Origin of the sequence: Streptococcus sp. HMSC034B05 (assembly GCF_001809055.1) — a bacterium.
GTDB classification, from domain to species: Bacteria; Bacillota; Bacilli; order Lactobacillales; family Streptococcaceae; genus Streptococcus; species Streptococcus constellatus.
In genome coordinates, this window is the sequence record NZ_KV795593.1 from 36,019 (window position 1) to 59,090 (window position 23,072).

The 23,072-nt window shown below is 39.2% G+C and carries 24 protein-coding genes and 2 pseudogenes; 3 read left to right on the forward strand and 23 right to left on the reverse strand.

What is annotated here, in order from left to right; translation table 11 throughout:
* Positions 1–3: 3 nt before the first annotated feature.
* The 3 genes from pyrH to rplK form a co-directional block, all read right to left on the reverse strand.
* Entirely contained in the window at positions 4–744 is a 741-nt protein-coding gene (gene pyrH / locus HMPREF2542_RS01870) for a UMP kinase (RefSeq protein WP_003069937.1), read from the reverse strand.
* 282 nt (positions 745–1,026) lie between these two features.
* The gene (gene rplA, locus HMPREF2542_RS01875; RefSeq protein ID WP_003073378.1) at positions 1,027–1,716 is read right to left on the reverse strand and encodes a 50S ribosomal protein L1; all 690 of its coding nucleotides are present in this window, start codon (positions 1,714–1,716) and stop codon (positions 1,027–1,029) included.
* Between the two features lie 89 nt (positions 1,717–1,805).
* A complete protein-coding gene (gene rplK / locus HMPREF2542_RS01880) occupies positions 1,806–2,231 on the reverse strand; it encodes a 50S ribosomal protein L11 (protein WP_003025466.1) in 426 nt (141 codons plus the stop codon).
* Between the two features lie 161 nt (positions 2,232–2,392).
* On the opposite strand from rplK, the gene HMPREF2542_RS01885 reads away from it, so the two are divergent.
* Positions 2,393–2,746, forward strand: coding sequence for a DUF3397 domain-containing protein (locus tag HMPREF2542_RS01885; RefSeq protein ID WP_003069942.1), 354 nt, complete (start codon positions 2,393–2,395; stop codon positions 2,744–2,746).
* Between the two features lie 16 nt (positions 2,747–2,762).
* Here HMPREF2542_RS01885 and HMPREF2542_RS01890 read toward each other — a convergent pair whose 3' ends face one another.
* From HMPREF2542_RS01890 to HMPREF2542_RS01900, 3 genes are all read right to left on the reverse strand, one after another.
* Complete coding sequence (locus HMPREF2542_RS01890) at positions 2,763–5,141, reverse strand: cation-translocating P-type ATPase (RefSeq protein ID WP_058670269.1); 2,379 nt, start codon at positions 5,139–5,141, stop codon at positions 2,763–2,765.
* Positions 5,142–5,393: 252 nt separating this feature from the next.
* Positions 5,394–7,691: a DNA translocase FtsK gene (locus HMPREF2542_RS01895; RefSeq protein ID WP_058670268.1), complete on the reverse strand. Its 2,298-nt coding sequence runs from the start codon at positions 7,689–7,691 to the stop codon at positions 5,394–5,396.
* Positions 7,692–7,778: 87 nt separating this feature from the next.
* Positions 7,779–7,988, reverse strand: coding sequence for a PspC domain-containing protein (locus tag HMPREF2542_RS01900; RefSeq protein ID WP_003032121.1), 210 nt, complete (start codon positions 7,986–7,988; stop codon positions 7,779–7,781).
* A 706-nt stretch (positions 7,989–8,694) separates the two neighbouring features.
* Here HMPREF2542_RS01900 and HMPREF2542_RS01905 point away from each other — a divergent pair.
* Positions 8,695–9,495, forward strand: a complete 801-nt coding sequence (locus HMPREF2542_RS01905; RefSeq protein WP_058670267.1) for a peptidylprolyl isomerase — start codon at positions 8,695–8,697, stop codon at positions 9,493–9,495.
* Positions 9,496–9,681: 186 nt separating this feature from the next.
* Here the strand turns inward: HMPREF2542_RS01905 and HMPREF2542_RS01910 are convergent, their stop codons facing one another.
* The 11 genes and pseudogenes from HMPREF2542_RS01910 to HMPREF2542_RS01960 all read right to left on the reverse strand — a co-directional run bounded on the left by HMPREF2542_RS01910 (position 9,682) and on the right by HMPREF2542_RS01960 (position 17,302).
* A complete protein-coding gene (locus HMPREF2542_RS01910; RefSeq protein WP_058670266.1) occupies positions 9,682–11,223 on the reverse strand; it encodes an ABC-F family ATP-binding cassette domain-containing protein in 1,542 nt (513 codons plus the stop codon).
* Positions 11,224–11,334: 111 nt separating this feature from the next.
* Positions 11,335–11,643 carry a DUF898 family protein gene (locus HMPREF2542_RS01915; protein ID WP_049476595.1) on the reverse strand — a complete coding sequence of 103 codons (309 nt, stop codon included), beginning with the start codon at positions 11,641–11,643 and terminating at the stop codon, positions 11,335–11,337.
* A 17-nt stretch (positions 11,644–11,660) separates the two neighbouring features.
* Positions 11,661–12,353, reverse strand: coding sequence for a 5'-methylthioadenosine/adenosylhomocysteine nucleosidase (locus tag HMPREF2542_RS01920; protein ID WP_049476596.1), 693 nt, complete (start codon positions 12,351–12,353; stop codon positions 11,661–11,663).
* Positions 12,354–12,406: 53 nt separating this feature from the next.
* Complete coding sequence (gene macP, locus HMPREF2542_RS01925; RefSeq protein WP_003034247.1) at positions 12,407–12,715, reverse strand: cell wall synthase accessory phosphoprotein MacP; 309 nt, start codon at positions 12,713–12,715, stop codon at positions 12,407–12,409.
* 10 nt (positions 12,716–12,725) lie between these two features.
* The gene (locus HMPREF2542_RS01930; protein ID WP_058670265.1) at positions 12,726–13,277 is read right to left on the reverse strand and encodes an NUDIX hydrolase; all 552 of its coding nucleotides are present in this window, start codon (positions 13,275–13,277) and stop codon (positions 12,726–12,728) included.
* A gap of 8 nt (positions 13,278–13,285) precedes the next feature.
* A complete protein-coding gene (gene glmU, locus HMPREF2542_RS01935) occupies positions 13,286–14,665 on the reverse strand; it encodes a bifunctional UDP-N-acetylglucosamine diphosphorylase/glucosamine-1-phosphate N-acetyltransferase GlmU (RefSeq protein ID WP_049476597.1) in 1,380 nt (459 codons plus the stop codon).
* 93 nt (positions 14,666–14,758) lie between these two features.
* Positions 14,759–15,199 carry an ASCH domain-containing protein gene (locus HMPREF2542_RS01940; protein WP_058670264.1) on the reverse strand — a complete coding sequence of 147 codons (441 nt, stop codon included), beginning with the start codon at positions 15,197–15,199 and terminating at the stop codon, positions 14,759–14,761.
* Positions 15,200–15,287: 88 nt separating this feature from the next.
* Positions 15,288–15,620 (reverse strand): annotated as a pseudogene (locus tag HMPREF2542_RS01945) (hypothetical protein).
* Complete coding sequence (locus HMPREF2542_RS01950; RefSeq protein WP_058670409.1) at positions 15,617–16,354, reverse strand: GNAT family N-acetyltransferase; 738 nt, start codon at positions 16,352–16,354, stop codon at positions 15,617–15,619. Before HMPREF2542_RS01950 ends, HMPREF2542_RS01945 begins: the two are co-directional and overlap by 4 nt.
* Positions 16,355–16,374: 20 nt before the next feature.
* Positions 16,375–17,073, reverse strand: a complete 699-nt coding sequence (locus HMPREF2542_RS01955; protein ID WP_049476599.1) for a 3-oxoacyl-ACP reductase — start codon at positions 17,071–17,073, stop codon at positions 16,375–16,377.
* Positions 17,066–17,302: a DUF2829 domain-containing protein gene (locus HMPREF2542_RS01960; RefSeq protein WP_003028259.1), complete on the reverse strand. Its 237-nt coding sequence runs from the start codon at positions 17,300–17,302 to the stop codon at positions 17,066–17,068. The genes HMPREF2542_RS01955 and HMPREF2542_RS01960 overlap by 8 nt, the downstream gene beginning before the upstream one ends.
* A 194-nt stretch (positions 17,303–17,496) precedes the next feature.
* On the opposite strand from HMPREF2542_RS01960, the gene HMPREF2542_RS01965 reads away from it, so the two are divergent.
* Positions 17,497–17,700, forward strand: a complete 204-nt coding sequence (locus HMPREF2542_RS01965; RefSeq protein ID WP_003069970.1) for a cold-shock protein — start codon at positions 17,497–17,499, stop codon at positions 17,698–17,700.
* A gap of 145 nt (positions 17,701–17,845) precedes the next feature.
* Here the strand turns inward: HMPREF2542_RS01965 and HMPREF2542_RS01970 are convergent, their stop codons facing one another.
* The 6 genes and pseudogenes from HMPREF2542_RS01970 to HMPREF2542_RS09710 all read right to left on the reverse strand — a co-directional run.
* Positions 17,846–18,484 (reverse strand): RpiB/LacA/LacB family sugar-phosphate isomerase, encoded by a 639-nt coding sequence (locus HMPREF2542_RS01970; protein ID WP_058670263.1) that lies wholly within the window; start codon positions 18,482–18,484, stop codon positions 17,846–17,848.
* Positions 18,481–18,942 (reverse strand): GNAT family N-acetyltransferase, encoded by a 462-nt coding sequence (locus tag HMPREF2542_RS01975; RefSeq protein WP_058670262.1) that lies wholly within the window; start codon positions 18,940–18,942, stop codon positions 18,481–18,483. The genes HMPREF2542_RS01970 and HMPREF2542_RS01975 overlap by 4 nt, the downstream gene beginning before the upstream one ends.
* A gap of 12 nt (positions 18,943–18,954) precedes the next feature.
* The gene (locus HMPREF2542_RS01980; protein WP_003073429.1) at positions 18,955–19,383 is read right to left on the reverse strand and encodes a GNAT family N-acetyltransferase; all 429 of its coding nucleotides are present in this window, start codon (positions 19,381–19,383) and stop codon (positions 18,955–18,957) included.
* A gap of 68 nt (positions 19,384–19,451) precedes the next feature.
* Complete coding sequence (locus HMPREF2542_RS01985; RefSeq protein WP_070484201.1) at positions 19,452–20,840, reverse strand: APC family permease; 1,389 nt, start codon at positions 20,838–20,840, stop codon at positions 19,452–19,454.
* A 171-nt stretch (positions 20,841–21,011) separates the two neighbouring features.
* Entirely contained in the window at positions 21,012–23,000 is a 1,989-nt protein-coding gene (locus HMPREF2542_RS01990; RefSeq protein WP_070484204.1) for an ABC transporter permease, read from the reverse strand.
* Position 23,001: 1 nt separating this feature from the next.
* A pseudogene (locus HMPREF2542_RS09710) lies at positions 23,002–23,072 on the reverse strand (ABC transporter ATP-binding protein); the annotation flags it as partial.

The window sequence follows — 23,072 nt, forward strand, 5'->3', positions numbered from 1 at the left end:
AACTTAATCCTCTTCTTTTTCTACATTATTTGAAACAGTTGTTCCGATTTGTTCTCCGAAAACAACCCGTTTAATATTACCAGATTCGTTCATATTGAACACAACAAGATCAATATCATTGTCCATTGAAAGGGTAGAAGCTGTTGAATCCATAATCCGCAATCCTTTGTTAATCACATCACGGTGAGTCAATTCATCAAACTTCACAGCTGTCTTATCTTTCTTTGGATCTGCATTATAGACCCCATCAACACCGTTTTTCGCCATAAGAATCGCATCAGCTTCAATCTCGGCCGCACGAAGGGCAGCTGTTGTATCCGTTGAGAAATAAGGTGAGCCAACACCGGCACCAAAAATGACGATACGACCTTTTTCCAGATGGCGAAGTGCTCGTCCACGAATGTAAGGTTCTGCCACTTGCTGCATTGCAATCGCAGTTTGGACACGAGTATCCACACCTACTTGTTGCAATGAATCAGCCATCACCAAAGCATTCATAACGGTCCCAAGCATTCCAGTATAGTCAGCCTGCACACGATCCATTCCTGCTTCTGCCGCAGGCTCTCCACGCCAGAGATTCCCACCACCGATAACAAGGGCGATTTCAATACCCAAATCATGCACTTCCTTGATTTCCTCTGCCATTTTTTGAACGGTTGAAATGTTAATTCCTATCCCTTTCTCACCAGCAAGAGCTTCACCTGATAACTTGATTAAAATACGTTTATATTTCGGGACTACCATTTTTACTCTCCTTATTTTATCTGTACTATTTTACCATAATTTCTAATTTTTATATAGTCCTATTTTTTAAAATATCAAAATTAACAAAAGAAATTTAGTTTTTTGACTGACTCCTACTTCAATAATGTATGTAGCATATCCTTTTTTCTCTTAATAGATTAATTGATTTATTCCAAAAATGTTGTTGCTTTTATCTGCTATTTTTATCAGTCTGATAAACTCCATTTAAATATGAGTTATTCATAAAAAACCCTATCCATCGATAGAGTTTTTATTCTTAAATTAAAGCGAGTTGACATCAACCTTAATACCTACACCTTGAGTAGTAGTGATAGTAAGATTTGTCATGTATGTTCCTTTTACAGTAGCTGGTTTTGCTTTGGCAATCACATCGTGGAATGCTTTAAAGTTTTCAACCAACTTGTCAGCTTCAAATGAAACTTTACCAATAATAGCTTGTACGTTACCTGCACGGTCTGCGCGGTAAGTAATCTTACCCCCCTTAGACTCTTCAACTGCTTTTGCAACGTCCATTGTTACAGTACCAGTTTTAGGGTTTGGCATCAGGTTACGAGGACCAAGGACACGTCCAAGGCGACCTACAAGTGCCATCATGTCAGGTGTAGCGATTACTACGTCAAAGTCCAACCAGCCGTCATTGATTTTTGCAACAAGATCATCTTCACCAACAAAGTCTGCACCAGCAGCTTTTGCTTCTTCTGCTTTTGCACCGCGTGCGAACACAAGCACACGCTGAGTTTTACCAGTTCCGTTTGGAAGAACCATTGCACCACGGATTTGTTGATCCGCTTTTTTTACATCAATGTTCAAGTTATAAGCAACTTCTACAGTTGCGTCAAATTTTGCAAAGTTTGTTTCTTTTGCAAGTGCTACAGCTTCTTCTACACTGTATGCTTTTGTGCTGTCGATTTTTTCAAGAGCAGCACGAAGTTGTTTGCTTTTTTTAGCCATTTTCTATTCTCCTTGTAAGTGGTTCAATCGATTTTCATCTCCCACGTCCTTCTCGTCTGATGAAGTCTTGCGGGTTTGGGTGTTATTGATTAGTCAACAACAGTGAATCCCATAGAACGAGCAGTACCTTCGATCATACGCATTGCAGACTCAAGGTTTGCAGCGTTCAAATCTGGCATCTTCGTTTCAGCAATTTCTTGTACTTGTGCACGAGTAACTGTTGCAACTTTCGTTTTATTAGGTGTACCTGATCCTTTTTCGACACCAGCAGCTTTTTTCAAAAGAACAGCAGCTGGTGGAGTCTTTGTAACGAAAGTAAATGATTTGTCTTCGTATACAGAGATAACAACTGGAATAATCATGCCAGCTTGATCAGCTGTGCGAGCGTTGAACTCTTTTGTGAATCCCATGATATTGATACCGGCTTGACCAAGCGCAGGACCAACTGGTGGAGCTGGAGTAGCTTTACCAGCAGGGATTTGCAATTTTACAAGTTTTTCGACTTTTTTAGCCATTTTTAAATCCTCCTTTGTGGTTTTGGCGGTAACGTAATATTTTTACCTCCCACAAGTATGCTTATGCATACTTTTCTATTATACACTAAAGCTGCTAAATTGCAAGAAAAAACACGAAAAATTTTTCTATCTTTCTCCAGTTTTTATGGTAAAATAAACTTATGACATTATTAAAAATAGCTTCTGTTTTATTTATCTTTTTAACTATTATTTTAACTATTATTATCACCAAATTATTTCGTCTGAAACAATTTGGCTTAAATTTTGCAGATTTGGCCTTTCCACTTCTCGTGCTAGAATTCTATGTCATCTCAGATAAAGCTTTCTATCACAGCTTATTGCCAGAGCTGACTTTAGCGCTCTCTACCTTAGCAATTGCTATTACCGTTTATTTTCTTAGAGTTAAACGCAGTTTTTACTATCCCAGATTTTTTAAATTCTTCTGGCGAGCTGGTTTTATTTTGACCTGCTTTCTATATCTCGCTATGGTGATTGGTTTGTTTTTATCAAAATGAAAAAATATCGGAAGTTTTAGATTTCCGATATTTTTTTTGCTGCTTGATATCTGTTCAACCATTGATCACATGTAGCAAATAATCGATTACTAATATATTGAAAGAATCTCATTAGCGATTCTAACATTAAAGAGAGAATGATTGTGAGGATAATGGTGATAGGTGAGATTTTAGATAAAGAAAAGATAGAGTGAAATAATAATCCTGAAACTATTAACCCAATAATATTAAAAAGTACTATCGTCGTTTTCATTCGATTAAGTGGCTGGATTAGTTTTATGATAATAATAAAACCAACTACGGCTAACAAGATAACTGATGAAGTTGCAACTTCTTGCGTAGATAATCGAAAAATTCGACCGCACACCATGACAATCAAAACGGCTAGCAAATCAACAAGCGCTGCCGGTATAGCATTCTGCAAAACTGTTCTAATAAAACGCCCTCGAATGCGTTGTTTATTCGGTTCCAGAGCTAACATAAATCCCGGAATTCCAATCGTAAATGCACTAATCAAAGAAATTTGGGAAGCTTGTAATGGATAAGTAAAAGCAAACAAGCTAGATAAAATAGCTAGCGAAATGGAAAAAATATTTTTTACAAGAAATAAGCTAGCAGAGCGTTGAATGTTATTGACAACTCTGCGTCCCTCTGTCACAATGTGGGGCATATGTGAAAAATCAGAATCCAGCAGAACAACTTGTGCAATTTGCTTAGTAGCATTATTGCCAGATTCCATAGCAATGCTGCAATCTGCTGTCTTCATCGCTAAGATATCATTTACACCATCCCCTGTCATGGCGACTTTGTGCTGATTGGCTTGAAGCGCTTGAACAAATTTTTGTTTCTGTTGAGGAGTTACTCGACCAAAGATAGTATATTTTTCAACTGCTTGAGTGATTTTTTCATCAGTATCTAACGTTTGTGCATCTATATAATTATCTGCATGAGGAATCTCTGCTTTGGCAGCAACTGCCGCAACTGTGACAGGATTATCTCCTGAGATAACTTTAACTTCCACACCTTGAACATTAAAATATGAAAATGTTTCAGCCGCATTTTCTCGAATTGGATTTTCCAAAAGGATAAATAATAGTGGTGCTATCGTTTGAGTTAACTCACCTGTAAATGGTTGTTCTTTTGACTCAGCAAAAACAAGAACCCGCGTTCCACTTTCTGCATACTTTTGGATATAGCTGCGATATTCTTCCAGTTTTTCTTTTAATACAAATTCTGGAGCTCCTAAAATAAAGGTTCCCTCGTTAAAGCAAATGGCACCAAATTTGTTTTTTGAGCTAAACGGAAAGGTTGACAATACAGCCCAAGACTCTTTTGCTATTTCTGACACAAAAAAGTTTCGAATCGCTGCAATCGTTTCATTCTCATCTGGACTTGCAGCGAGATATTGTTTAAGGGCTTCGCGTGAGGTATTTTCGTTTTGATGGACAGAAAAAATTTGTGTGACCTTCATCGTATTTTCCGTAATGGTCCCAGTCTTATCTACACACAAAACATCCACACGAGAAAGAGACTCTATCCCTTTCATGCTATTTAACAAAACTTTCTGTCTCGCCAGACTAACCGCTCCTAAAGCTAAGGCTAAAGTCATCAACAGGTAGAGACCTTCTGGAATCATACCAATAATCGCCCCTACTGTCGAGACAATACTAACCTGAAAACTTTCATGATTGGTCACATAGCTTTGGAAAAATAAGATGAGTCCCAAAGGAATAATCAAAAATCCAATCGCCTTGACCAGATTATTGACAGAATGAACCATTTCAGATTCTTCTTTTCCAGATACTTCCTTAGCTTTCAACGTTAGTTGATTGATGTAAGAATCATCGCCTACTTTTTCTAAACGAGCATAAGCCTTGCCAGATACGACAAAACTACCTGACATGATGGTGTCATTTTCTTTCTTTACAATTTCGTCAGCCTCACCAGTTAATTGTGCTTCATTGACCCTCAAACCACCTGATACAAGGCAAGCGTCTGCATAAATTTGATCGCCTGCGGAAAAAAGAACGAGATCATCTTGTACTAGATCTTTCGTGTCTAGCTGAACTTCTCTTCCGTCTCGCATGGCAATTGCCGTATTGTGATGAAGCAACTGCATTTTACTCAATATTTTTCTAGCTCTTAATTCCTGAACAATTCCAATCAAAGAATTAATAATAACAATAGGTAAAAAAAGTAAATTATTCCATGATTGTACAATAACTAGCAACACAGCAAGGACAAAAAATATAAAATTAAAATAAGTAAACACATTCGACTGAATGATTTGCCAAGTTGTTTTTTCCGTGCTAACCGTTACTTCGTTGACCAAGCCTTTTTGGACGCGTGCTTTAACTTCTTTTTGACTAAGCCCTGTAAGTATCTCTTTTGACATATAGCCTCCATTTACAAGTCATGGTCTAATTTTATCAAAAAAGTCGAGTTTAAACCGTAGAAAAGTTACAGAATTGAAAAACATGAGATTTTCCATACTTTTTCTACAGAACTTTTGAAAGTTGATGAAAAGAAGCGATTCTACAACAAAAATGACTTTTTTCATAAGAACATTTGTTTCAATCAAACAAATTAGAAAATCTTCTTATCTCAACCTCAAGGAGTATAAACTTTTCAATAGCACAGTCCATTTTTAGTTGTTCAATAACACTTTTCTTGGCTTGGTTCCTTCTGCTGGTCCGATAACACCAGCAGCTTCTAGCTCTTCCATAAGCCGAGTTGCACGATTAAATCCGACAGACAATCGACGTTGGAGCATTGAAGCACTGGCCTTTTGAGTTTCTATAACTAAAGCCTTGGCTTCTTCAAAGAGTGGATCTCCTTGTTCATTCTCGCTACCTGAATCCATATCATTTTCAGATACTTCTCCCGGGTCAAAATTATCATCATAATCAGCTTCTGCCTGATTCTTGACAAAGGTTACAATGCGCTCTACATCTTCATCAGAAATGAACGATCCTTGCAGACGAACAGGATGATTTTCATCAATCGGCTTAAAGAGCATATCCCCACGTCCCAAGAGTTTCTCAGCGCCGTTTTCATCTAGAATCGTTCGACTATCGGTTCCGCTAGAGACAGCAAAAGCAATTCGTGACGGAACATTGGCCTTGATGAGTCCAGAAATAACATCAACTGACGGACGTTGGGTAGCTAAAATCATATGAATCCCAGCTGCTCGTGCCTTTTGCCCTAAGCGAATAATGGCATCTTCCACTTCTTTGCTAGCTACCATCATGAGGTCTGCCAACTCGTCCACAATGACCACAATCAAAGGAAGAGGAATTTGTTTATATTCCGGTTGACTTGCATTGTATTCAGCTACCTTAGCATTGTATCCTGCAATATTGCGAGCACCGACCTTAGAAAAGAGCTCATAACGATTTTCCATTTCATCTACCACTTTTTGCAGTGCTCGACTCGCCTTGCGAGGGTTAGTCACAACGGGGATAAGCAAGTGAGGAATATCATTATAAACAGACAATTCAACCATTTTAGGATCGACCATCATGAACTTGACTTCATCTGGTCGTGCTTTCATGAGAATACTAGCAATAATGCCGTTGACTGCAACAGATTTCCCTGAACCAGTCGATCCTGCTACTAGCAAGTGAGGCATTTTTGCCAAATCAAACGTCCGAACAGATCCATTGACGGCTTTTCCTAGAGGAATTTCGAGTAATTTCTTATCATCTGTCTTAGACTGTTCCCAGAGTTCACGGAAAGTGACCATCGCAATCTCTGAGTTTGGTACTTCAATTCCGACCAGAGATTTACCTGGAATGGGTGCCTCAATCCGCACATCTTTAGCGGCCAAAGCCAAAGCTAAATCGTCAGAAAGATTGGAAATACGATTAACCCGCACGCCGACAGCTGGTTTAACTTCATACTTAGTCACAGATGGTCCGATTTCAGCTCGTTCAACAGTAGCACGAATACCAAAGCTAGCAAAGGTTTCTTCTAAAATCTTGATATTTCCGCGGACAATTTTCTTTTCTTTTGATTGATTTTTAGGCTTATCAGGCGCAAACAAATTGATCGTTGGCAGTTTGTAATCGAAACTTTCTTTAGGAGTGAAATTCACTTCCACATCTTCATCTATATCATCTTGCTGATCTTCTTCGTGTGATTTCTCAGTTATATCCTCATCATAATCGTAGATTTCCGGTTCTCCCTCTTCAAATTGAATCGGAGTATGCGCCAAAACATCATCATTTAAAATTTCTCCCATTTCAGGATCAATTTGAGATTCATCTTGCTCCATCTGAATAGCATTCATTGTTTCCTGTGCAGCTTTTTCTTCTTTCTCCACAAATCGTTGTTGGCGCTTCGCTTCCCGCTTTTCATTCCATGTATGATAAACTTCACTTAATTTTTCAAAAATATCATAAATTGAATATGGACTGATAAGAAGGAAACCTAACAATATCAAGAGAACACCAATAAAGTAAGAACCAATATTTGAAAATAAAAAGGCCACAGGAGCATAAAGAGCAGCTCCTAATAAACCGCCACCAGCAAAAGCACTGACTTTAAATGAGCTTAAATCTGTTAAAATCCGTGACAAGGTTATACTCAGAACCTGCTCTTTTAAATTTAAAATATTTACAAAATAAGCTTGAAATATGAGTAGAAAGCCAATAAAAATACTGAAAAAGCCTGATTTATAACCTTCATGCTTATTGACCCACTTAAAAAAGAAAAGATAAATGAGACTACCTATAATAGCCATATAGGCCAAACTTCCTACTAACAATCGAATAAGGTTGTAAAGAGTGATTCCAACGGCACCCCATTTTAAGGCTGCAAAAAGAAGCAAAAAAGCAACTCCGAAAGTTACTAACATCCTTCGAATAGCTTTTTGACGTTCTAATTCTGCTTTTGTCGGCCGTCTTGTTGTCCGACCTTTCTTACTATTTTTCTTATTTGCCATAAACTTTATTATATCACAAATCACACACTAATCCAATGCAAGAAAAAAAGTAGAAGTTCCATGTTTCCACTTTTTAAACAACATTGCTTACTTCCAAATCACATCATCATTCCCATCATCTTCTGGCAAGACAAACCACAAAATCAAGTAAGGGATCAGACCGATTCCATATACAAAAAATGCTACTCCCCAGATTAGTCGTACAATGGTAGGATCAATGTCAAAATAATTTGCAACACCTGCACAAACACCCGCAATTTTTTTATTTCGCACGTCTCTTGTCAATCTTTTAGCCATTCTCTATCCCTCCTTTATAGATTTATTATAACATAAAATGTTTATCATTAAATTAATCTAATAAAGAATTTCCGTATACTAATTGTCAAAAATTCATCGTCAGCAGGATTAAAAACATTACTTTTGCAATCGACCTAGAATAAAGTGAGAAATTGGTCCAACAATCAGAAAATTCAAAAGAAAAGCTACAATAAAATTGGTTAGCCAAGTTCCTAGATAATTGGCTAGTGAAAGCGGTACGCTGTTAAAAAATATACCATAAAAAGGCATCGGTGAAACCATGATCAGAACCATACCACCTGAAACAAGAATAATTTTCTACCAAGTTTTATGGTATTCCGTTAAAAATTTAAAAGCAAGTTCTTTTACAACTGATTCTGCTACAAGTAGGTCCAAGAAAAAAGCGATAAACAATCCTGGCACATATCCCATTGCTAAATGAATCCCCCAAAAATGCCCTACAACAGACAACTACAAAATGCTCATTTCCAAAACCCTCATGCTACACATGAGGACTGTAAAAAATAATGATTTCCTAAAATTCTCAGGCAGCAAATGCCTCATTTCTTTATTGCTAAACGCTGTTTTAGTACAAAAAAAGAGCCCGATAGTGCCTTTTAGTTAGCATAGATAACCCTCAAAAGATTTGAAAAATTAGCTTGTTTATAGTAAAATGTGAATAGTTTTAAATTCAGAAAGGACATGTATGAAAAAATTACTCATTTTAGCATTGGCTGGAGCCTTATTTTTAACAGGCTGTGGCAGCATAAAAAAAGCTATTCGGGGAAATGAGACTTCGGGATCAAGTACAACAACATCCAGCTCAGATACCACAGATAAATTAGCTGAAGAACGAAAAAAAGTATTGACAGATAAGAATATCTCTTTCCCACAATTGTCTGATAAAGTCGCAGATAATGAAGCACAAGTGAAAATAACAACGACGGAAGGTGCTATCACTCTAAAACTTTTTCCTAAATATGCTCCGCTGGCTGTAGAAAATTTCTTGACTCATGCTAAAGAAGGTTATTACAATGGCTTGATTTTCCATCGTGTCATCAAAGATTTTATGATTCAAACAGGAGATCCCCTAGGAAATGGTACTGGCGGGGAATCAATTTGGAAAGGAAAGAATGAAAAGATTGATTCTGGAAGCGGATTTAAAACAGAGATTTCTCCTTATCTCTACAATATCCGTGGTGCGTTATCAATGGCTCGTTCTTCAGATCCAAATTCTAACGGTAGCCAATTCTTTATCAATCAAAACAATAAAGATAATTCTAGCAGACTATCAAGCGAGGCTTATCCTGAAAAAATCATTGAAGCCTATAAAAAAGGGGGGAATCCTAGCTTAGACGGCGATTATACAGTTTTTGGACAAGTTACTTCTGGTATGGAAGTTGTAGATAAAATTGCTACAACAGAAACCAGTGAAAACGATAAACCCAAAAAAGAGATTAAAATTGAGAAAATTGAAATCATCAAAGATTATACATTTAAGAAATAAAGACAAAACAGAGTCTGGAACAAAAATGTTCCAGACTCGTTTGCTTTCTATACACAGTAGTTGAGTGGGCTCTAATGCGCTAATGCTTCAGCTTTTACGGACCTACTAGACCTTGCAGAGGTAAGATGGTAAAATAGATTTCTTACGAAATACCGATTTTTATCCCACCCCCCGTTTTGTTTATTCTTACGTTAATTGATTAAAATCCCAAATCTGATCCATCCAGCCTTCATAGAAATCAGGCTCGTGGCAGACCATGAGAATGCTGCCCTTGTATTCTTTCAGAGCTCGCTTCAGCTCTTCCTTGGCATCTACATCCAGGTGGTTGGTCGGCTCGTCCAGCACCAGAACATTATTTTCTCGGTTCATGAGGAGGCAAAGGCGAACCTTGGCCTGCTCCCCTCCGGATAGGACTTGAATCTGACTTTCGATATGCTTAGAAGTTAGACCACATCTAGCCAGAGCTGCTCGAACTTCTGCCTGATTAAGAGCTGGGAAGGCGTTCCAGACTGCTTCGAGCGGCGTCTGACGATTGCCGCTTTCAACTTCCTGCTCGAAATAACCCAATTCCAGATAGTCTCCACGTTCTACTTGACCAGCTATTGGAGGAATGATACCTAGCAAACTCTTTAGCAGGGTGGTTTTTCCGATTCCGTTAGCTCCTATAATGGCAACTTTCTGATTACGCTCAAAAGTTAAATTAAGCGGTGAAGTTAATGGACGATCGTAACCAATTTTCAAATCCTGAGTTTGAAAGATAAAGCGACCAGGCGTGCGAGCAGATTTGAAGTCAAAGGAAGGCTTGGGCTTTTCACTCTGCAGCTCAATGATGTCCATCTTATCCAGCTTTTTCTGACGGGACATTGCCATATTCCGAGTAGCTACACGGGCTTTGTTGCGCGCTACGAAGTCTTTTAAATCAGCAATTTCCTTCTGCTGCCGTTCATAGGCTGCTTCCAGTTGAGATTTTTTCATTTCATAGACTTCCTGAAACTGATAATAATCTCCAGAATAACGAGTCAGATGCTGATTTTCCACATGGTAGACGATATTGATCACATTGTTTAAGAAAGGAATATCGTGCGAGATCAGAACAAAGGCATTTTCATAGTTCTGTAGGTAGCGTTTAAGCCAGTCAATGTGCTCAACATCCAGATAGTTGGTTGGCTCATCCAAGAGTAGGATATCCGGTTTTTCCAGAAGCAGCTTAACCAAGAGAACCTTAGTCCGTTGCCCACCAGATAGCTCTGTCACATCACTCTCCATGCCGTAGTCCATAACACCTAATGCTCGTGCGACCTCGTCAATCTTAGCATCTAGAGTATAGAAATCTCGGCTCTCCAAGCGATCCTGTAGCTCGCCCACTTCCTCCATAAGAGCATCAACATCGGCTCCTTCCTCAGCCATGCCCATATAGATTTCATTGATACGAGCCTCTGTCTTGAAAAGCTCGTCAAAAGCCGTGCGCAAGACATCGCGGACAGACTGGCCTTGCTCCAACACAGCATGCTGATCCAGATAGCCAGCAGTTACATATTTAGACCACTCAACCTTACCCTCGTCCGGTAGCATTTTCCCTGTCACAATGCTCATAAAGGTTGACTTCCCCTCACCATTAGCACCAACCAAGCCGATATGCTCACCCTTGAGTAGACGGAAGGATACATCCTCAAAAATAGCCCTGTCACCAAAACCGTGGCTGAGATTTTTTACTTCTAAAATACTCATCTTTTCTCCTCTATCATTGATTGCAGTTCCTTGATTATACCATCAAAAGAGATTTTTTGGCAAGACAGAAGAAAAGGAAAAGCGAGCCACTTAAGTCTCGCTTGCTTGTTCTCAATTCGCATGATGAGTATGCTTAGTAATCCACTGGGTCAGTTTGATATTAAGCCAAAAACCATAAATACCAAAAGTAATAAGCGTCAAGAGCCACCACTTAATCCAATTTCCAAAAAGCTGCATGGCCGTACCGTCAAAATAGAGACGGTGCCCGTCAATGACCGTATGCTTTACCTTCCAATTATATAGGATACACATGCCCCAAGGTGCACAGATACCTAGCGTCAAAACTGTAATCAAGATAGCTAAAATAGCATGACCAATATAAGAAAATAGACCACCATCAAAATAAGACTCTTTGTACATACTATCTCCTCCCCTATTTAAACCAACTCTTTCAGAAACTGAATCAGTGTTTCTGCAGAACGTTTACCAGCTTCAAGAATGAACTCATCAAAAGTAACATTAGCATCATGACTAGCAGTGTCGCTCATAGCTCGGAGAACCATAAAAGGTAGGCCAATCGAGTGAGTAGCTTGGGCAATAGCAGCGCCTTCCATCTCGACAGCTAAGACATCTGGAAAATGCTCCTTGATGCGATTAATCTTATCTTGACCGGCAACAAAGCTGTCACCTGTCGCAATCAAACCAACACGACTCGTCTGATGTGTCTTTTCCAAAACTTTCTTCATTTCAGCAACCAGATAGCGACTAGCTTCAAAATAAAGCGGCTGCCGTGCCATTTGTCCGTATTCATAACCAAAAGCTGTTACATCTACATCGTGGTATACTAGACGGTCAGCAACTACAATATCGCCGATAGCCAGACCTTCTGCCACCGCTCCAGCAGAACCTGTATTGATGACAGCTGTAACCTTGAAGTCATTGACCAAAACAGCTACACTCATAGCAGACATGACCTTGCCGATGCCGCTTTCTACCAGCACGACTTCATGTCGACCGATACTTCCTGTATGGTAAACATGCCCCAAACGTAAGTGTTTTTCAGCATTTTCTAAGTTTTCCACTAAGATTTTTAATTCCTCAGGCATAGCTGCAATAATTCCGATTTTCATTATTTCCTCTCATTCTATCATAAAAAAAGCGAAAGTCTAAGCTTCTCGCTTTTTTATAGCCAAATAATAGCAGCAATCAAAGCCATCAAAAGCAGGACAATCCAAAATAGAATTTTGTTTAATTTCGCTTGAAATACTCCACGTTTTGCATTTTCAATGCGTCGGCTTTTGGTTACCGTTGGTTCCACATCAATTTGCAGCGTATCTTGATTGAAGCCACTATTTTGAGAGGAATAACCAAATTGACTTCTGGTCGTTTTTAAAATTTTGGTTTCTTCCTCATCATGCAAAGGTGGACCTGAAATATCTTCACCACGATTTGCCCTTTCAATCATTTCATCTGTTAATAAAGGTCTTCCCATAAGCGTTCCCCTATCTTCGATTCATTTTCATTTCCCAATATTGGAGTGCAATAATAGTTTTTGCATCACAAATACCACCACTAGCAAGGAGAGCTTTCGCTTCTTCCAAGGTCACTTCATAGAGTTCTAACGTCTCGTCCTCATCTTGTGGACGAGGATTTTCAACTTTTGTCAAATGGCTAGCACTATAAAGTCTGATTCGCTCATTGCAAAAGCCAATCGCCGAATAGAAATCATAGAGCAGTTCCAATTCACCTGTATAGCCGGTCTCTTCTTCCAATTCACGCAAAGCAGCAGCTTTAGGATCCGCATTTTCACCGACTTCTAACTTGCCTGCCGGAATTTCATAAGAGGTTGCTTCAATAGCTTTGCGGTACTGCTTGACCAAAATCATTTTGTCTTCTGGGGCTAACGCAATAACTGCTACAGCACCATTATGGAAAATCAAATCACGGTAAGCTGTCCCTTTTCCAGCCGGTAGCTGAACTTTATCCTTGACAAGGTTAAAAATAGGACCTTGATAAATTTCTGTTCGTTTTAGCGTTTTTTCTTCAAAATCCATAGCCGTTCCTACTTATTATCTGGATGATGTGGCAAGCGTTTTGCGTATTCATCTTTGTTAATCTGACGTCCACGTCCGATGGCAATAGCGTCTGCTGGTACATCCTTAGTAATGGTTGAGCCTGCACCGACAAGAGAATTGTCTCCAAGCTCCACTGGCGCAATAATGGTCGAATTAGAACCTACAAAAACATTATTTCCAATGACTGTCTTAAATTTATGCTGTCCATCATAATTCACTGTAATCGTTCCAGCACCAAAATTAACATTCGCTCCCACTTCAGAATTTCCAATATAGGTCAAGTGTCCAGCTTTGGTATTTTCACCGATAGAAGAGCCTTTCACTTCAACGAAATTTCCTACATGTACATTTTTAGCAAGATGTGAATTTGGACGGACATGAGCGTAAGGTCCTACCGTTACACCATCTGCAACTGTAGACTCCTCAATCATCGAATTTGTAATCACAGTTTGTTCTCCGATAATAGAGTCAACGATATACGTACCGTTTGTCAAAATGCTGCCTGCACCAATTTTCGTTTTTCCTTTCAAGGTAACATTGGCTTCAATTTGGACTTCTGGTTCAATTTCTACATCTACATCAATATAAGTCCCTTCTGGATTAACAAAACTAACACCATTTAGCATGTGAGCTTGATTGATGCGCCGATGCATAATGCCTTCTGCTGTTGCCAACGCTATGCGGTCATTAACTCCCAGACTTTCATCAAAATCTTTCAGAGTATAAGCGCCGACTTTTTCACCATTTTCACGGAAAATGCTGATTACATCTGTGATGTAGTATTCTCCTTGCGCATTATTGGTGTTGATATTTTTCAATGCCTCAAAGAGACGAGCATTATCAAAAACGTAAGTTCCAGTATTGATTTCCTTGATTTGTTTTTCAAAATCCGAAGCATCTTTTTGCTCCACAATTTTGAGTACTTCTCCATGCTGATTACGGACAATCCGACCATAACCAAATGGATTTTCCGCTTCTGCTGTCAAAATCGTTGCAACATTCTTGTGATTGATATGAAAGTCAATCAGATTTTTCAGGCTTTCTCCTGTAATTAAAGGAGTGTCTCCTGCAATCACCAATGTTTGTCCTGCCAGTCCTTTCAGTGCAGGCTCTGCCATCATAACTGCATGACCAGTTCCCAACTGCTCGGTCTGACGGACAAATTCTGTCTGACCTGCCAATACTTGCTCAACCATTTCTGCTTTGTGCCCAATCACCGTCACAGTCTTTCTTGGTGCAATGGCAGTAACACTTCTAAACACATGTTCTAACATGGAAATTCCAGCAACTTTGTGGAGCACTTTTGGTAGATCTGATTTCATACGAGTGCCTTTTCCAGCTGCTAAAATAATTGCATAATTTGTCATAATAGTTCCTTTTATCAAAGTAAATTTACTTTATTATATCACTTTTTGTATCATTTGTTAAGATTCTCTCTGTAATGCTTTAATTTACATCTTTTATAGCGGATAAACCTTGTGAAATTCTTCTAAGACAACACCGCTTTCTTGCGAAAATTCCAAACCGACTTCTGCCAACCACTCTGTAAAAAGTTCCTGATGGACTTGCTGCCAATAAGTCAATGATTTGTCTCCCTCTCCTTCCTTGAAAGCATGGTCTGCTGAGACCTGACAAAAAGGCACTACAGAGACTTTAGTAATTTTAATGATACAGACGGCCCTGCCCTGACTGTCTAAGATGACATCAAAGGTTCCTGCTTGCGGCAAGGGTTCATTTTCAATCTTATAAAGTTCATAAGCCGAAGCTGTCGCTGTCTTCTCTCCACGCAGCACCAAATCAGCTAGCTGGTCTGGTTCTACACCAAATGCCCAAGCATTGATTTTATCGCCAATAGCTGGATTGATTTTCCTATATGCCTGCCACATTTCTTTTGGAGTCATATTTACTCCTGCCTTTCTAAAGTGAAAATTATTATTTATAAAAAATCTTCCTACAAATCTGTATCTTTATCAAAGTCAATAAAGCTTCTCATTCAAAATCTAAAAAGTCATCATGCTCATAATAGTAAAGCAGAGCCTGCAAGCACTCTTCATCAGTCGCTTCTGCTTTCTGCTCCATGACTGATTAGAGAACATCCGCAAAATCTTCACCATAATAAATCAGCTCCAGTTCTTGCTCCCTTACCTGTGTAGGGTAAACATCCTTAGCATCCACCACTTGAGGATAATCAGCAAGCAAGTAGCTAGTCTGAAAATTCAATCTTCCCTTGTCCTTATCATACAAACAGAAATCATCATCTAGCTTTTCCGATTTTACAGCCTCAATGATGTCTTTTAAGAAATAGGTTTGGTTTTTCTTCATTGGTCAAAACTCCCTTTCCATTCATAAGCCGGATAAGCTCCTAGGCACTGATAGCCGAGGCTTTCTGCAACCTTCTTGGAAGCTCTATTGTGCGCATCCCATAGAGGAAAGAGTGAGCGCTTTTGAGCTTCTAGAATCATCTGGGCTCCTAGGATTTTGGCCAAGTCCTGCCCTTGGTATGCTGGCTTTGTGGCAATTTCAATCTCAAGGGCTCCTTGATAGACCAATCCTGTTGATACAGCAGCAATGATTTCTTCTCCCGAACAGAGTATAAAGCCAAAACCACCCGCTGCTTGAAACTGTTTAAAATCAGCAAAGTCACCCTGTAAATCCTGGGACCAAACTTCCTCAGCTAGACGCTCATATCTCGTTTCATCAATCAGAAAAAGTTGGCAGTTTGCTGGTATCCTGCTCTGCCATTTCTCCAAAGCCTCTGTGTCAAAGTCGACCCTGTCCGCAAAAGCATAGCGAGTAAACCGATGCAGCTCACTCTGGCTATCCAAGAACTCCTTCCAACTAAGCTCCTCGGAGATAATGACCTTGTCAGCCAAGCTATATTTAGTGCTATACTCCTGCCAAAAATCTGAATCCGCCTGACCAGCCGGAAAGATGAAATTTCCTAATTGGTATAGGCAGGCTGTCTCAGATTCATTTATGAAGAGCTTCCCTAGGCCAGCATCCAAGCCGTAAACAACCATGTTTTTAGACCAAGAGTAAAAATACTTAGTCTTCATTGCTTTCACCTTTGATTCCCTCACTTCAAACTCCAGCCACCATCGATTTTGAGAATTTCGCCCTGCATGGGCTGAGCTTTTCCTGAGGCGAGAAATAGAGTCAACTCAGCTACTTCCTCTGGTTCTATCCAACGCTTAATAGGGGTTTCATTTGCCACCCAATCTGCTAAGCCACCTGGTTCAAAATCTGCCGCAGTCATCTTGGTTTTGACTGCTCCTGGTGCAATTCCAAAAATCTGAATTCTTGCTTCAGCATAATCAAGTGCTAATTGCCTGGTAAATCCTGCTAAAGCATGCTTAGAAGAGGTATAAGCATGACCGCCACCACCAGCTAAACTCGATGCGATAGAGCACATATTGATAATGATGCCTGAATTTTTCTTCAACATCTGTGTCAGATAATAACGAGTTAATTCTACCGGTGTCACATAGTTAATCTCGAAAATTTCTTGGATTTCTTGAGCAGTCTGCTCCAGTAAAGGTTTATAATCATCTAGTACTCCAGCTGTATTGCAGAGGACATCTACCTGCGGACACCAGTCAAAAATCGGCTGAAGCGATGCTGTCAAGTCTCTCTGTAAAAAATGAAAATCGCCCATTAGATTCGGATGTTCAGATTGATCTACACCATAAACACGGAAGCCATTTCCCAAAAAGAGCTGTGCCTGTGCCCGTCCAATTCCTGAACTGACTCCCGTCACCAATACTGTCTTAGTCATGAACTTCCACCCAGTCATCTGCTAAGACATCACAAGGAGTCGGGCTCCACATGGAAAAGCCCTCTCCTTCGCCTGACACGTTGATAAGAAAGTACGGAGTCACATCAAGTGTCACTCCATTTTGTTCAATGCTGTCAAAAAGCTGGATGTAGTTCTCTGCCCCACCCCAACCAGTACGAACGTATTTCTTCTTAGCTTTCAGACCTGGTAAAATTTCTTCAAATGTCATTATCTTATACCCCTTTCTTCTTTTCATATAACTAGTATAGCAAAATATGATGTCCTACGCTGTTTTTTCCTTGCCTTTTGCTGCTACTTTTGCTAGACTAGCAAGAGTAAAGGAATTTTGAGTAAGTATTTTTGTTTTTCATCTTTACTTTTTCTATTTTTTACACAATCTTTTAGAGAAAGGAAGTAAGATGTATGACACAAGGTACAGTAAAATGGTTCAATGCTGAAAAAGGCTATGGTTTTATTTCACAGGACAATGGACCAGACGTTTTTGCTCACTTTTCAGCGATTCAATCCGACGGATTCAAATCACTGAATGAAGGTGACAAAGTAATGTTTAACATTGAAGAAGGTCAGCGTGGTCTTCAAGCAGTCAATATTACAACATTAGCATAAAACAAGACAAGACTGGAAATCCCAGTCTTTTTATTGTTTTAAAATGACGTTATAATGTCAAGCTCAATTTTTACCATAAACAGTCAAAATTGCAAAGATAATGAAATGTGTAGGGACATCTACTTAGTGCCTCCGCTTTTTCATTTCACTTTTTACCTATTTTTTCTTTCAGCAAACGGATGAACTCTTCATTGGTTCCATTCGTTATAATAGCATTCATCACTATCTTTCTTTGCAACAATTTAGTGAAAGTATCAGTTGGAAGTTGTTCTACTAATTCTTCCCAACTTCGTTTCGTCAACTGATTCAGGTCCTTTAAGCTACTTGCTTCCAACCGTTTTCTTTCTGCTTCATTTTCAGGATAACCCATACCAAACTCACCATCAAATAATTTATCCAATGTATATTGTAGGTCCAATTCTCCTTGCCAACCAAAATTCAACCCTAATGGCAGGGAAGCAACATTTCCTCCATTGATTCGTCCAAAGAGGAAAGCATCTTGTGGGGTCTCTATATAGCCACACAAAAGACCTGGTAAACTATTACAGGCAAGCATCATACCTTGACCTGAAGAGCAACCTGTTACAACAAAATCCACTGCTCCACTTTCGATTAAGAGACTAATCATCATCGCTATCTCAACATAAGAATACTGCTCGTTCTCCTCCTCAAAAATACCAAAATTTAGCACTTCGTCAGACGCTTGGACTGCTTTTTTTACAGATTCAAATAGCAGCGAATTCATATTTCTTCGAGTGGTTCCTTGGATAACCGCAACTCTCATTTCAACTCCTTTTCCATTTTGACAAAAAGGTAACTATCGCCATTGCTTTCCTGAGGCTGCCGCCCAATCACGTTGAAACCACAATGAAGATAGAGCTTTTGAGCTATTTGATTAAAATCTGCAACTGAGAGAGTTAGGCTTTTTACTGAGATATTTTCTTCAATAAACTGCAGAATGGTTTGTAAAAACTCTTCCCCTTGACCTTTACCACAATACTCTGGCTTCATCCCTAAACCTAGTTCTTGCTTGTCTTTACCAACTGGGAAAAGACAGAAAAAACCATACAATTCATCATTTTTGAGAATTTGATAATAGTGATTGCCACGCGCTTCAGGAGATAAAATTTCTTCATAATCCTCAGGATCTGCTTGCATATCATAAAAGCTATAAATTCCTTCATAATGCCAATTATTAGCAATTTCTTCTGCATTACTTTGCCTTAATGGTTCAATCTTCATAGATGTCCTTTCTCAAAATTCCCAATAAAAACGTTTCTGATCAGCTTTTTCCTCACAACCCAATTTTCGATAAAACTCATGAGCCTTCATTCGTGAAATACCAGAGTTTATTCGAATACCTGTGTAACCAGCTGCCACACCCTCTTCACGAATGGCCTGCATCAAAGCTTTGCCATATCCCTGACCTTGAAAATCTTTGTCAACTGCTAATGCCAACAGGTTGAGTAAAGGCGGAAAATAGAGGCAATCATAGCTAGCTGCATGAGCATAGCCAATCACTTGTCCAGCTTGGTTTTTGGCTACTAAAATAATCTGTTCTGGCTGCTGCAAAACTCGTGCTAATTGAGCTTTCGTTGCTCCAACATCATAATTGTAACCCAAGATCTCCAAGTTGATTTTTTGGATAGCTGCTGCATCTGACAATTTTGCATGACAAATCATCAAAACACCTCATTTCTGCTTCTATTATATCAACAAACAGCCTAGCTGGCTGTCTGGATTAAAACTCATCAATTGATTTCCGAATGGTGGTAGCCATAGATAAAATAGATTATCGTTCCGACTAGTAAAGCAAGCCCAAATGCTAGCCAAGTGTCAGAGCCATATTGGCTCATGAAAGACAGGCAGATAATAATCGATAGGATAGGCGTCAAAGGTACCAAAGGAGTTTTAAATTCCCCTGCTTGAGGAAGCCCTTTGTCCTTTCGAAGCTTCAGAATAGCAACTGCTAACAACATCAAATAAGCCAATGTACAGATATTCAAAAAGGAGGCAATACTTGCTAAAGGAAACATCCCCGCACAAACTGCTGCAGCTATTCCCACCAAAATCGTAGCATTTTTCGGAACTCGGCTAGTAGCAGTTAATTTTCTAAAGGACTTTGGCAGCAAACCATCACGCGCAATGCTATAAATCATGCGCGACAGAGCATAAGTCATGGAAATGCAGACAGTAATCAACGTCAAAATAGCCACTACCGACACATAATTAGCCGCCCAGCTAAGCCCCACACTACGAAGGGCGAAAGCGACTGCATCGGCTACATCTAACTGGCTGTAGTGAACAATCCCTGTCAAAACCAATGTCACTAATATATAAAGAACTGTTACAATGGATAGAGACAACACAATCCCTCGTGGAACATTTTTTTGTGGCTCCTTTATCTCGTCCACCGCCATAGATATGGACTCAAAACCCAAAAAGGCAAAGAACATCAGAGAAGCACCAGCCATAATACCAACTTCACCACCATACAGTTTACCAAACCCAAATGGAGCAAAATGAGACCAATTTTCAGGCTTAATAAAGAAGATTCCTGCCAGAATAAAAAGAGCAAGTGCCGAGAACTTCAAGACAACCAAAGCAGAATTAAACCGCAAAGCTGCTCTAGAATTTAACAGCACCACACCAGTTACAAATACCAAAACCAGTATCGGCAGTAAATCTATATAAGTCCCCGCCTGCGGATTAAAGGTTCCATTGAGCATCTTGGGCATACTCAAACCAAATCCATTCAGCAAACCTTTCAAATAGGATGCCCAACCAGATGCCACGCTAGATACAGCTGTCATAAATTCCATAATGGTCAGCCAGCCTACTATCCAAGCTGGAAACTCACCAAGAACAGCATAAAGATAACTATAAGCACCCCCATTTGCAGGAATTCTTGACGCAAATTCTGCATAAAAGAAAGCAGACATACTCACGCAAAGAGCAGAAATAATAATCGAAACAACTAAAGCAGGACCAGCTAATGTGGCAGCTGCCGTTCCAGTAATCGTAAAAATCCCCGTTCCTACCATAGCGCCAATTCCCAACAAAATCAAATCCAACAATCGTAAATGACGCCGCATGCTAGTCCGATCTCGACTAACATCTTTTTTTCTAAATATACCCATCCCAAACTCCAATTTCCTAGATTGAATTATTCTACCATAAAAGCAACTAAAAAGGAATCCGACAGACTATTTTTTATGAAGGAAATTAAAACAAGAGTAAGATTTAACTTACTCCTGTTTTAATTACTATGTCAATAACATTTTTCATTATGCTTATCACTAATCTCCAACTTACATCGACACAATCTTTCGATAACTGCGTGATGTGACAAGAAATACTAAAATATACACAATGAAGAAGACAACACAGACACCGAGCGTTACTTCGAGCATCAAAGTGGCATTCAGTACTCCGAGCACTTTCAGCATGAGGCTCAGCATGTGATAAGCAAAAGCCAGATGCACGAAAGCAAAGGCAAGTGGCAAAAAGAAGACAGTCAGCACTTGCTTGCGAATTGTTTGATAAGTTTGTTTTTCGTCCAGACCAACCTTTTGCAAAATGACAAAACGCTCACGATCTTCAAAGCCTTCTGAAATTTGTTTGTAGTAAATAATCAAAACAGTCCCCAACATAAAGACAATTGAAAGGAAAATACCAATAAAGAAAATACCACCTAACATACTCATGATTTCTTGATTAGAAATTGCTTTTGTATTTCCATAAACACCTGCTGGATCTGGCAAAGTCTGATTAAAGTTCCGTAATTTCTTTTGATAAATTTTATCCAGCTTTGCTTTGGTTTTATCAGAAGCTTCGATATTCAAGCCACCATATAATTCTGGATTAATATTCCATTTATCCTTTTCTATAGCCTCTAATCGTTCAGGATGATTGACAACCATAAAAAGTGACTGAGGGATAATGATATTATACTGATCTTGAATATTACCAACGACAAAATCATTCTTCAAGATTCTCTTAACAGTTAACGTCTGACCAGCTAGTTTGAGCGGCTGACTTTGTAAAATGTTCATTCCCTTTGCAAAAACTGCTGTCTCATTATCTTTTAAATGCAATGTTTTGCCAGTCATTTTCTGATAATCATCAGTGGAAAACAGCAGAATGTAAGCCTGTGGTGAAAATTGTTGTTCACCCTTAGCATAAATATCAAATTGTTTTCCCTTCTGAGACTTGATTCCCATGGAATAATACTGGTAAGCCTGCCGCTTAGTAACATGGAGTTTATTTTCATGAGCAAATTCAGTCAAGACCTGTTCTAGTTGCTTAGCATGAGCACCCTTTCCTCGTACGGAAAAATCATTCGGAAATAAGACTTTTTGCAAATATTGGCTGCCCGCATAGACATTAATCCCTCCAGACAAAGTCACCAAAACCATCGTTGAAAGAATCGAAATCGTTGCCAGTCCAACCGCATTTTTCTTCATCCGAAAAATCAGATTGGACACAGAAATTAAGTTATTAGGTTGATAATAATAACCTTTGTTCTTTTTTAGTAACTGTAAAAACACTGTAACACCCGCATTAAACAGCAGATAAGTTGCTAAGATAACAAAGAGAACCGCTACAAAAAAGATAAAGATAGCTGCCAAAGGATTTTTCACATTTAAGGCCAAATAGTATCCGCACGCAAGAGAGGCAAGACCAGCAATGGTTTGCAACCATAAAAATCGGCCTTTTTTCTCACCGCTACTCTTTTCCTTCGCCAACTGCAAGGCATTGAAACGCATAATACGAAAGCCGTTGATAACCACTAAGCCCGCAAAGATACAGGCATAGGTTGCTACAACAAAAATTAGAACAGGCAATTGGAAAGTGGAAACCAAGACAACTTTTAACCCCATCAATTTCAGGAGGAAAGCGTAAATTAAATTATCAAAAACAACACCAAGACTAATTCCAATAGTAACAGTTGTTATCCCTAAAATGAATAACTCAATAAACGTCATGATAAAGAGATGGCGTTTGTTTAGACCCAGCATCCCGTAAAGTCCTAACTCTTTGGAGCGATTTTTCATGACAAAGCTATTAGCATAAAAAACGATAATTGCCGCAGCAATTGTCACAATAATCACACCAAGAGCTAAGACAAACACAATGGAGTCTGCTCCTTGCAATTGTTGCAAATGAGGATTAAAGGCTAAAGAACTAAAAATATAGGAAATCGCTACCGCTAAGCAAGTGGCTAAAGCGAATGGATAATAAAGTTTGCGATTTTTTATCAGATTAGAAATCGCTAATTTTCCGGTTAATCTAAACACCTTACCCCACCTCACTTGCCATGACCGTTAAGGTATCAGAAATCTCTTGGAACATCTGCCGCTCCGTCTTGT